The 10,799-nt window shown below is 73.6% G+C and carries 11 protein-coding genes; 7 read left to right on the forward strand and 4 right to left on the reverse strand.

The window, feature by feature from the left end; genetic code table 11:
- Positions 1-3 precede the first annotated feature (3 nt).
- Positions 4-678 carry an MtrAB system response regulator MtrA gene (mtrA, locus tag DEJ29_RS11505; RefSeq protein ID WP_017888813.1) on the reverse strand — a complete coding sequence of 225 codons (675 nt, stop codon included), beginning with the start codon at positions 676-678 and terminating at the stop codon, positions 4-6.
- A gap of 329 nt (positions 679-1,007) precedes the next feature.
- Between mtrA and DEJ29_RS11510 the strand changes: the two genes are divergently transcribed.
- Genes DEJ29_RS11510 through DEJ29_RS11530 form a run of 5 tightly spaced genes read left to right on the forward strand, consistent with a single transcriptional unit; the run spans position 1,008 to position 6,436 of the window.
- On the forward strand, positions 1,008-2,189 hold the full coding sequence (locus DEJ29_RS11510; RefSeq protein ID WP_111095540.1) for a glycerophosphoryl diester phosphodiesterase membrane domain-containing protein: 1,182 nt from the start codon (positions 1,008-1,010) through the stop codon (positions 2,187-2,189).
- Positions 2,144-2,827, forward strand: coding sequence for a DUF4129 domain-containing protein (locus DEJ29_RS11515; RefSeq protein ID WP_111095539.1), 684 nt, complete (start codon positions 2,144-2,146; stop codon positions 2,825-2,827). The genes DEJ29_RS11510 and DEJ29_RS11515 overlap by 46 nt, the downstream gene beginning before the upstream one ends.
- The gene (locus tag DEJ29_RS11520; RefSeq protein ID WP_111095538.1) at positions 2,824-4,071 is read left to right on the forward strand and encodes a DUF4350 domain-containing protein; all 1,248 of its coding nucleotides are present in this window, start codon (positions 2,824-2,826) and stop codon (positions 4,069-4,071) included. The genes DEJ29_RS11515 and DEJ29_RS11520 overlap by 4 nt, the downstream gene beginning before the upstream one ends.
- Positions 4,072-4,076: 5 nt before the next feature.
- Positions 4,077-5,084, forward strand: coding sequence for an AAA family ATPase (locus tag DEJ29_RS11525; protein WP_502866894.1), 1,008 nt, complete (start codon positions 4,077-4,079; stop codon positions 5,082-5,084).
- A complete protein-coding gene (locus DEJ29_RS11530; protein WP_111095537.1) occupies positions 5,084-6,436 on the forward strand; it encodes a DUF58 domain-containing protein in 1,353 nt (450 codons plus the stop codon). The genes DEJ29_RS11525 and DEJ29_RS11530 overlap by 1 nt, the downstream gene beginning before the upstream one ends.
- 13 nt (positions 6,437-6,449) lie before the next feature.
- Here the strand turns inward: DEJ29_RS11530 and DEJ29_RS11535 are convergent, their stop codons facing one another.
- A complete protein-coding gene (locus tag DEJ29_RS11535) occupies positions 6,450-7,448 on the reverse strand; it encodes a stage II sporulation protein M (protein ID WP_111055276.1) in 999 nt (332 codons plus the stop codon).
- Between the two features lie 42 nt (positions 7,449-7,490).
- Between DEJ29_RS11535 and DEJ29_RS11540 the strand changes: the two genes are divergently transcribed.
- A complete protein-coding gene (locus DEJ29_RS11540; RefSeq protein ID WP_111095536.1) occupies positions 7,491-8,360 on the forward strand; it encodes an RDD family protein in 870 nt (289 codons plus the stop codon).
- 136 nt (positions 8,361-8,496) lie between these two features.
- Here DEJ29_RS11540 and ahcY read toward each other — a convergent pair whose 3' ends face one another.
- A complete protein-coding gene (gene ahcY, locus DEJ29_RS11545) occupies positions 8,497-9,975 on the reverse strand; it encodes an adenosylhomocysteinase (RefSeq protein WP_111095556.1) in 1,479 nt (492 codons plus the stop codon).
- 105 nt (positions 9,976-10,080) lie between these two features.
- Complete coding sequence (locus DEJ29_RS11550; protein WP_071405769.1) at positions 10,081-10,296, reverse strand: DUF3499 family protein; 216 nt, start codon at positions 10,294-10,296, stop codon at positions 10,081-10,083.
- A 59-nt stretch (positions 10,297-10,355) separates the two neighbouring features.
- Here DEJ29_RS11550 and DEJ29_RS11555 point away from each other — a divergent pair, with 59 nt between their 5' ends.
- Entirely contained in the window at positions 10,356-10,796 is a 441-nt protein-coding gene (locus DEJ29_RS11555) for a metallopeptidase family protein (RefSeq protein ID WP_111095535.1), read from the forward strand.
- Positions 10,797-10,799: the final 3 nt, after the last annotated feature.

Genomic DNA, 10,799 nt, shown 5'->3' on the forward strand with positions numbered 1-10,799 from the left:
TGCTCAGGCTCCTCCGGCGCGGTACCCGACGCCGCGGACCGTGGTGACGGTCTTCGGGTTGTCCGGGTCGTGCTCGATCTTCGCGCGGAGCCGCTGCACGTGCACGTTCACCAGACGGGTGTCCGCCTTGTAGTGGTAGCCCCAGACCTGCTCGAGCAGCATCTCGCGGGTGAACACCTGGTTCGGCTTCTCGGCGAGCGCCCGGAGCAGGTCGAACTCGAGCGGCGTGAGCGCGATCACGGTGTCACCGCGGCGCACCTCGTGCCCGGCGACGTCGACCGTGACGTCGCCGACGTGCAGCACGGTGGCGTCGGACGCGCTCGGCCGCAGGCGGGTCCGGATGCGCGCGACGAGTTCCTTCGGGTTGAAGGGCTTCACGACGTAGTCGTCGGCACCGTTCTCGAGCCCGAGGACGACGTCGGCGGTGTCGCTCTTCGCCGTGAGCATGATGATCGGCGTGCCACTCTCGGCACGGATGCGCTTGCACACCTCGATGCCGTCGATGCCGGGCAGCATGACGTCGAGCAGAACGAGGTCCGGCTTGGTGGCGTGGAACGCGTCGACGGCGTCGTTGCCGTCGGCGCTGAACTCGGGTTCGTACCCCTCGGAGCGGAGCACGATGCCGATCATCTCGGAGAGGGCCTGGTCGTCGTCGACGACGAGGATGCGCGGTGTCATGTGATCTGGACTCCGGGTGGCGTGCGGGTGCCGTGGTCGGCACGTGTCCCCACACGATAGCCGAGGCCCCGCCGCGCCGGGTTTTCCGCCAGGATGGGGGTGGACCGTGCATCGCTGGCTCGGTCCGACACGACGAGGGGGCTGGAGTCATGTCCGATTGGCACACACCGGACGGTGGGCAGCAGGGTGCGCCGACGCCGCCGGCGTCCGGACCGGCGCAGGGACCAGGACCCCAGCCTGGAGGCCCGCCCCGCTTCTCCGTGCCGCCGCAGCCCGCCCCGGGGCCGGGTCCGGGGCGACCGGGCGGTCCGTCCGGTGGCTCGCGTCCGGTGATCCCGCTGCGCCCGCTCGGTCTCGGGGACATCCTGGCCGGGGCGTTCACGGTCTTCCGCCGGAACGCCCGCGTGCTGCTGCTCTGGAGCGTGCTGCTGAGCGGTGTGCTCGGCCTGCTCTCGACGCTGGCCAGCACCTTCGGGCAGCAGGCGTTGCAGTCGCGGATGTTCTCGGCCCTCGACGGCGGCAGCGGTGCCGACTCGGTGGTCGCTGGCACGCTGACGCTCACGGCACTGCTCTCGGTCGTGCTGCCGTTCCTCGCCTACCTCGGTCGAGGGTTCCTGGTGGCGCCGGTCGCCGCCGACACCGGGCAGCGGGTCCTCGGCCGTCGCGCCACGTTCCGGGGGCTGTGGGCGCTGCTCGCCGGCCGCCGGTGGTCCGTCGTCGCGTGGATGCTCGTGCAGATCGGGGCCGGTGCGGTCCTCGCGATCCTGGCCGGACTCGTGTTCTTCGGGGTGTTCGCGGCCATGGGCGCCGCCGACTCCGGCACCGGGTGGTTCGTGCTGGCGCTGGTGCTGTTCGTGCTCGGCATCGGTGTCGTCGTCGTGTGGCTCGCCACGCGCTTCGTGCTCACCGTCCCGACCATCGCGCTCGAGGGCCGACCGGTCTTCGCCGCAGCCGCACAGTCGTGGCGCCTGACCCGCGGGGCCTTCTGGCGGACCTTCGGCATCCTGCTGCTCGTCCAACTCATGTTCGGGTTCGCGGCGTCCATCGCGTCGATCCCGCTCACCATCGGCGCCGTGCTCGTCGGGGGCACGTTCGACCCGCTCGGGCAGACGGGTGGCACGTCGGGAGCCGGCACCGGTGCGGTCATCGCCATCGTCGTCGGCAGCCTGCTCGCGATCGCGGTGCAGTGCATCACCGACGTGCTGAGCGCCTCGATCACCACGTTCCTCGCCATCGACCGGCGGATCCGCACCGAGGCCCTCGACCAGCGGATCGCATCGCACCTGGACTCCGGGCAGCCGACCGACCCGTTCGCCCCGTCCGAGCCCGTCGCACGCCCGCCGTGGCCGCCGCAGCAGCAGTGGGGTGGCCAGCAGTGGCAGGCGCAGCAGCAGCCGTGGCCGGGGCAGCAGCAGTGGCAGCCCGGTCAGCAGCAGCAACCGTGGCAGCCCGGTCAGCAGCAGCCGTGGCAGCAGGGTCCGGGCCAGGCGCCGCCGAACGGCTCGGCGTGACGGCGGTCGACCCGGACGAGGCGCGTCGCCTGCTCGAGCGCGAGCTCGAACGGTCCGCCTACGACGATGCCCGGCCGACGTGGTGGGACCGTGCCTCGCGCTCCTTCCTCGACTGGCTCGGGTCGCTCCGCGCCGACGGCATCGACTCCCCCGCTGCGGCCCGCACCGCGCTGGTGATCGCGATCGTGGTGCTCGTCGCGGTCGTCGTGCTCGTCGTCGTCGCCCGCGGACTCCCCCGCCGGCGCGCGCGAGCCGGTGACGGTGACACCGGCGGGGTGTTCGACGCCGACGACCTGCGCTCCGCCCGGGAACTCCTCGAAGCGGCCCAGGCCGCCGTCCGTCGCGCCGACTGGTCGGCAGCGGTGCTCGACGGGTTCCGCGCGATCGCCAGGGGCCTCGGCGAGCGCGACCTGGTGCCCGACGTGCCCGGAGCCACCGCGCGGACGATCGCCGCACGGGGCGCCGTGCCGTTCCCCGCGTCGGCCGGTGCACTCGACGCGGCAGCGACCGCCTTCGACGCGGTCCGGTACCTCGGTGCCGAGGCCGACGAAGCCGCGGCCCTGCGCGTGCTCGACGCCGAGCGGACCGTCCGGCAGGCCCGGCCCACCCGGGCCGAGGGACCGGTGGTGCCGGCATGACGACCGAAACCGCCACGCGGACGAGCGCCGGACCGACTCCTGCTCGGGCTCCGGCTCCGGCCGAGGGACGCCGGTTCCGCATCGGGTTCTGGGTCGCGATCGTCCTGGTCGGCGTCCTGCTCGCCGCGCTGACCGCCCTCGTGCAGGGCACTGACCCGGACGCACCGCGCGCACTCGACCCGACCTCGACGACGGCCAGTGGTTCGGCCGCGCTGGTCCGGGTGCTCGAGCAGCGGGGCACCGCGGTCTCCGTCACCGACACCGTCGACGGCGTCGGCGGGATCGACGGCGGCACGGTGTTCATCGACGACGCCGACGGGGCGCTCGACCCCGACGTCGCGGAACGGATCGCCCGCACGGCGCGGCACGTCGTGGTCGTCGGCACGAGCGGCGCCGGACTCGAGGCACTGCTCGGGTTCCCGGTCGACCCGGCCGTCCAGGTCGACGGCGACGCCACCGTCTCGACGGCCTCGTGCGGGATCCCGGCGGCGGCCTCGGCTGCCCGGGTCACCACCGCCGGCTCCGGGTACACCGTGCAGGACGCGACCGCCGAACGGTGTGCGCCGACCGGCGAGGGCGGCTCCCGGGTCTGGGGCCTCGTGCGCACCACGACCCAGGGCGGCGACGTCACCCTGCTCGGCACGACCTCGGCGTTCCGGAACGACACGATCGCCACCGCCGGGAACGCCGCACTCGCCCTCGGGCTGCTCGGCGCCGACGAGCGACTCGTCTGGTACACCCCGGCCGTCGGCACCCCCGACGCCGCACCGACCCTCGGCGAGCTCGCCCCGCCGTGGGTCCCGAGCGCCCTCGCACTGCTCGCCCTCGTCGCCGTGGCGGCCGGCGTCTGGCGGGGCCGACGGCTCGGCCCGCTCGTCGTCGAGCGGTTGCCCGTCGTCGTCCGTGCCGCGGAGACCACCGAGGGGCGCGCCCGGATGTACGCCCGCACCCGTGACCGCACCCACGCCCTCGACACCCTGCGCGTCGCCGCCGTCCGCCGCATCGGCCGGATGCTCGGACTTCCCCGATCGGCCCACGTCGACGAGGTCGTCCGGACCGCGGCCCAGGCCGCCGGCATCCCGCACACCCGTGTCGGCGCCGTGCTCGTCGGCGGGACCACCGACGACGACCGTGCACTCGTCGACGGCACCGCCGCGCTCGACGACCTCGAACGCGCCGTCCGCCGGGCGACCTCCGGTGACCGACCGACCTCCGACCCCGACCGACCAGGAGCACGACCGTGACCGACCTGCCCCCTGCCACCACCGAGCACACCGCACCGGAGCACGACCCCACGACCGCGGCCGGCTCCGACCTGCGCGACGCGTTCGGGCGGGTCCGCACCGAGGTCGCCAAGGCCGTCGTCGGCCAGGAGGGCGCGGTCTCCGGCATGATCGTCGCGCTCCTCGCACAGGGGCACGTGCTGCTCGAGGGCGTTCCCGGGGTCGCGAAGACCCTGCTCGTCCGCAGCCTCGCCGCCGCGATGACGCTCGACACGAAGCGCATCCAGTTCACGCCGGACCTGATGCCCGGCGACGTCACCGGGTCGCTCGTCTACGACGCCTCGACCGGCACGTTCCCGTTCCGCGAGGGCCCCGTCTTCACGAACGTCCTGCTCGCCGACGAGGTCAACCGCACGCCGCCGAAGACCCAGTCGGCGCTGCTCGAGGCGATGGAGGAACGCCAGGTGAGCGTCGACGGTGACGCTCGGGCGCTGCCGGACCCCTTCTTCGTCGCCGCGACGATGAACCCGATCGAGTTCGAGGGCACGTACACGCTGCCCGAGGCGCAGCTCGACAGGTTCCTGATGAAGCTGACGCTCGACATCCCGCCGCGCGACGTCGAGTGGCAGGTGCTCCGGCGCCACGCCGACGGGTTCGTCCCGCGCGACGTCCGGTCGGCCGGCATCACCCCGGTGGTCGGCGTCGACGAGGTCGTCCGTGCGCAGCGTGCCGTCCGCGGCGTCGGGGCCCGCGACGACGTGCTCGCGTACATCGTCGACCTCGCCCGGGCCACCCGGCAGGCACCGTCCGTCCGCGTCGGGGTGAGCCCCCGCGGAGCGACGGCACTGCTCGCGGCTGCCAAGGCCTGGGCCTGGCTCACCGGCTACGACGCGATCACCCCGGACCACGTGCAGGCCATGGCCCTGCCGGTCTGGCGGCACCGCCTGCGGGTCGCCGCCGACGCCGAGCTCGAGGGCGTCGGTGCCGACGGCGTGCTCCAGCAGGTGCTCGAGCAGGTGCGGGTGCCGATCTAGTGGCGGTCTCCGGCCGGTTCGTCGCGCTCCTCGCCGTCGCCCTCGTGCCCACCGTGCTGCTCGGCAGCGGGTGGGCCGGTCTGGCGTGGGTCGGGGTGGTGCTGCTCGCCGCGGCGCTCGACGTCGGGCTCGCCGCCGACCTGCGACGGGTCCGCGTGGAGCGGCGGATGCCCCGGCTCGCTCGACGTGACAGCACCGCGGACGGCACCCTCGTGCTCGCCAACGACGGCTCCCGGACGGTCCGCGGTGTGGTCCGTGACATGTGGGAGCCGTCGGCCGGCCACCGTCCCCGTCGGATCCGGATGACGGTCCCCGGCGGGGAGCGACGGACGGCCCGGATGCGCTTCACACCGTTCCGTCGTGGTCGACGCCGCACCACCGGGGTCGCCGTGCGGTCCTTCGGTCCCCTGGGCCTCGCCGCACGGCAGCGGGTCGTCGCAGCACCGGGCGAACTCGTCGTGACGCCGCCGTTCCGCTCCCGGCGGCACCTGCCGTCACGGTTGGCACGGCTCCGCGAACTCGACGGCGAGACCACGCTGCAGCTCCGCGGGCACGGCACCGAGTTCGACTCGCTGCGCGACTACGTGCGCGGCGACGACGTGCGGTCGATCGACTGGCGCGCCACCGCGCGGCGGCAGGACCTCGTCGTCCGCACCTGGCGACCGGAACGCGACCGGCGCGTCGTCGTCGTGGTCGACGCGGGCCGGGCGGGTGCCGGCCGCGTCGCCGACGAACCCCGACTCGACACGTTCATCGAGTCGGCGCTGCTCCTCGGTGCCCTCGCGGCAGCCGCCGGTGACCGCGTCGACCTGGTGGTCCTCGACGACACGGCACACGACCGCGTGCACGGCGCCACCCGCACCGACGTCGTGCAGCGCTTCGGCGAGGCACTCGCGATGGCCGAACCCGGGCTCGCCGCGACCGACTGGGCATCCGTGCCCGCACTCGTCGACTCGATCACGACCTCGCGCGCCATGGTCGTCCTCGCCTCGAGCCTCGACTCCGTCGGCGCCTCGGGCGACCTGCTCGCCGTGCTCCCCCGACTGTCCCGACGGCACGCGGTCGTCGTGACGAGCATCGAGGACCCGGCCGTCCAGCGGATGGCGCGCGGCGGGGTGGACCCGACCACGGCGATCCGCACCGCGCGGGGCGGACGGGTGCCGGGCCTCCCGACCGGCGCGGAGCGCGACGTCTACCGACGCGCGGCCGCCGAACGCACCCTGCTCGACGCGGACGGTGCGGCCGACGTCGCACGGCGCTCCGGCGCCGAGGTCGTGCGCGGCGCACCGGCGGACGTCCCGCCGCTCGTCGCCGACGCCTACATCCGGGCGAAGGCCACCGGCCGGCTCTGAACCGGGACGGACGTCAGCCGGCCACCAGGGCGGTGGAGCCGCGCTCGAACTCCTCGAGGTCGCCGCGCTCCCCCGCTCGGTACGCGCGGCCGCCGAGCACCCACTGGTAGGCGAGCACCGCGACCAGGGCGAGGGTGCCGATGCCGATCTTGATCGGCCACGGCCAGTCCTGCCGCGTCACCACGCCCTCGACGATGCCGGACAGCAGCAGGGTCAGGGTCAGGCCGATCGCGATGGTGATGAGTGCGCGGCCGTCCTCGGCGAGGGCCTGGGCGCGCGTGCGTCCGGGCCCCGGTGCCACCCACGACCAGAAGATCATCAGCCCCGCACCGCCGGCCAGGAAGACCGAGTAGAGCTCGAGCTGCCCGTGCGGGGAGATGTAGAGGAAGAAGTCGGCAAGGCGGCCCTGGGAGTGCATGATCGCCGCGGAGACCCCGAGGCTGACGGCGTTCTGCATGATCGAGAACGGCACGAAGACCCCGGTGATGCCGAACGCCACCATCGTCGCGGCGATGTAGGCGTTGTTCGTCCAGACCTGCGCGGTGAAGGCCCCCAGGCCACGGTCGGAGTAGTAGTCGACGAAGTCCTGCGTGGCGTACCGGCGCAGGGCCTCCTCGCTGCCGAACGTCGCCGTCGCACCCGGCGTGGTGGTGATCCAGACGGCGACGATCGCCCCGATCGCCACCGTCGCGAGCGCGACCCAGATGGTCACCCAGCGGATCCGGTAGAGCGCCGCCGGCAGCTGGCGCGTGAAGAACAGGGCGACGGCGGTCAACGGGTCGACGGGCGTGCCGGTGAAGCGCAGGCGGGCGCGGAACAGCGTGAGCGAGAGCCGGTCGCCGGTCACGGTGCGCGGTGCGGCGCCCCGGATGCGGGCGAGGTCGGTCGCGGCCTCCTGGTAGCCGGCGACGAGCCGGTCGACGTCCGCGCCGGACCGGTGCCGGGCACGCGCCAGACGGTCGAGCTCCTGCCACCGGTCACGGTGCACCTCGGTGTAGGCATCCAGGTCCACGTGTTCCCCCTCAGGTCGCGCGATCTCCGACAGAATGATCCCATGCCGAAGCCCCGCACGCCGCGTGACCTCGCCGACGCCCGGTTCTCGCGCGACCTCGACGAGAGCGCCGACGAGCTGGTGGTGGGCGAGGGCGTCGCGCTCGACGTCCAGCCCGCCGGACTCGTGCTGCGGCTCGCGGCCGCGCTGCTGGACGGCCTGTGCGTCCTCGTCCTGTTCGTGCTGGCGCTCTTCGGCGTCTGGCGGCTCTGGCCGAGGGGGCTCGAGCCGGCCTGGGGTGCTGCGCTCAACATCGTGCTGCTCGTCGTCGTGCTCGTGCTGGTCCCCGCGGCGGTCGAGACCGTGACGAAGGGGCGGAGCGTCGGACGGTTCGCCACCGGCACCCGGGTCGTCCGGCTCGACGGCGGCGCGATCGGCTTCCGGCACGCCTTCACGCGGTCGCTCGTCGGCCTGTTCGAGCTCTGGATGACGTTCGGCTCGGTCGCCCTGCTCGTCGCGCTGTTCGGCAGTCGGCCGCGGCGCCTCGGCGACCTGCTGGCGGGGACGATCGTGCAGCACGAGCGCCTGCCGAAGCAGCGGGAACCCGAGGTGCTGCTGCCCCCGGAGCTGACGGCGTGGGCCGGTGTCGCGGACGTCTCGGCGCTGCCGCAGCGGTTGGAGAACCGCCTCGGTGCGTTCTTCCGCGGGGCTGCGCTGATGCGCCCCGAACTGCGCGAGGCGGCGGCGCAGACCCTGGCGGCCGAGGTGTCCGCGTTCGCGCACCCGGTGCCGCCCGTCCCGCCCGAGGTCTTCCTGGCCGGGGTCGTCGTGCTGCGGCGTCGTCGGGACGTCCGGGCGCTGGGTGCCCGCGCGGAGCTGCTGACCGCCGCGGGGGCGACCGCGGCGGCGCCCCCGCCGGGCTTCCCGCGCTGACGCGGAGCGCGGCGCTGACGCGCGGCGCGCCACCGGGCTGCTCGCAAGACACCGGTGTTCGCACTCCGAACACCCGCGTGCGGGGGTTCAACATGCGAACACCGGTGTTCAGCGGAAGCGGGCCGCCCCGCCGCGCTCAGTAGCGGTAGTGGTCCGGCTTGAAGGGACCCTCGACCGGCACACCGATGTACGCCGCCTGCTCCGGACGCAGCGACGTCAGCTGCACCCCGAGGGCGTCGAGGTGCAGGCGCGCGACCTTCTCGTCCAGGTGCTTCGGCAGCACGTACACGCCGGTCGGGTACTCCTCGCGCCGCGTGTGCAGCTCGATCTGCGCGAGCACCTGGTTCGTGAACGAGTTGCTCATCACGAACGACGGGTGCCCGGTCGCGTTGCCGAGGTTCATGAGCCGGCCCTCGGACAGCACCAGGATCGACCGCCCGGTCGGCAACCGCCACTCGTGCACCTGCGGCTTGATCTCGACCTTCGAGACGCCGGGCAGCGCTTCGAGTCCCGCCATGTCGATCTCGTTGTCGAAGTGCCCCACGTTCGCCACGATCGCCAGGTGCTTCAGCCCGAGCATCTCGTCGACCCCGACGACGCCCAGGTTGCCGGTGCACGTGATGACCATGTCGACGGTGTCGACGACGTCCGCCAGGCGCGCGACCTGGTAGCCGTCCATCGCGGCCTGCAGCGCGCAGATCGGGTCGACCTCGCTGACGATGACACGGGCACCCTGCCCGCGGAGCGCCTCGGCCCCACCCTTGCCGACGTCGCCGTAGCCGACGACGAAGGCGACCTTGCCGCCGATGAGCACGTCGGTGGCCCGGTTCAGGCCGTCGGGCAGCGAGTGCCGGATGCCGTACTTGTTGTCGAACTTCGACTTCGTCACCGAGTCGTTCACGTTGATCGCCGGGAACTTCAGCTCGCCGTTCCGGAACAGCTCGTACAGGCGGTGGACGCCCGTGGTGGTCTCCTCGGTGACGCCCTGGATGTCGGCCGCGATGCGGGTCCAGCGGTCCGACGACGTCTCGAGCGACCGCGCGACGGTGTCGAGCACGATCTTCCACTCGGTGCTCGCGTCCGGCTCGGCGACCGGAGCGGCACCGGCCGCCTCGGCGTCGGCACCGGTGTGCACGAGCATCGTGGCGTCGCCGCCGTCGTCGAGGATCAGGTTCGGCCCGGTCCAGTCGGCACCCGCCGCGGCGGCCTCGTCGCTCCAGTCGAAGATGCGGCTGGTGCACCACCAGTACTCCTCGAGCGTCTCGCCCTTCCACGCGAACACCGGGACGCCGGCGGGGGCGTCCGGGGTGCCGGTCGGCCCGACGGCGACGGCGGCCGCCGCCTCGTCCTGGGTGGAGAAGATGTTGCAGCTGGCCCAGCGCACCTGCGCGCCGAGGGCGACGAGCGTCTCGATGAGCACCGCGGTCTGCACCGTCATGTGCAGGGACCCGGCGATGCGTGCGCCGGCGAGCGGCTGCGCCGCGGCGAACTCGTCACGCAGGGACATCAGGCCCGGCATCTCGTTCTCGGCGAGGCGGATCTGGTGCCGGCCGGCCTCGGCGAGGGACAGGTCGGCGACGCGGAACGCAGCAGCTGTGCGGGTTTCGGTGGGCATGCCCACCAGTCTTCCATGCCGGGAGGCGCGGACCACCAGCCGATCCCGGTCACGTTCCCCGGGCCTCCAGACCGACCCCCGCACCCACGTCGCGGACGCGAGCCGTCAGTCGACGTCGCGCGGGAGCGGCTCGCGCCGCACCACCTGCCAGCCGCGTGGGACACGCAGGGCGGCAGCGTGCCGGGCGCAGAGGTCGTAGCCGTGCGGCTCGACCCTGGTCGACAGCGGACCGACGACCACCATGGAGTCGCCGTAGTCGTACGTCAGGGTCGACGAAGCGCTGTTGGCACACGCCACCTTGCTGCAGATCCGCACGTCCATCTCGAGAGGGAGCCTAGCGGAGCGTCCGGCGCGCACCCGTCCCCGCGTACGATGTGGGGATGCGTCGGAAGCCTCGCCTCGTCACCCCGGTCGACCGCGGTCGGGGGCGCTCCCGGCACGGCCGCGGTGGGCGCTCGAGCGTCACCGGGCCCGAGCTCGCGCCGATCATCACCCGCGCCGAGGCGTTCGACCGGATCGTCGGCGACAGCGCGCACTACCTGCTCGGACTCTGGCCCGAGGAGCTCTCCGGCGTCGTGTTCCAGGTGGCGGACATGCCGAGCGACACGACCCTGCCGGACGAGATGCCGCGCTGGCGGATCGAGCGCGACACCCGCCGCGTGACCGTCTTCCGGATCCCCGTCGAGCGGGTGAACCGGAGCCCCGAGAAGGACGACTCCGACCGCCGCATCATCATCGAGACCGCGGTGTTCCGCGCGGTCGGCGAGCTGATCGGCAAGGACCCCTGGGACCTGGCACCGGACCGCTACCGCCACTGGTGAGCC

The organism is Curtobacterium sp. MCPF17_021 (genome assembly GCF_003234605.2).
GTDB lineage: Bacteria > Actinomycetota > Actinomycetes > Actinomycetales > Microbacteriaceae > Curtobacterium > Curtobacterium flaccumfaciens.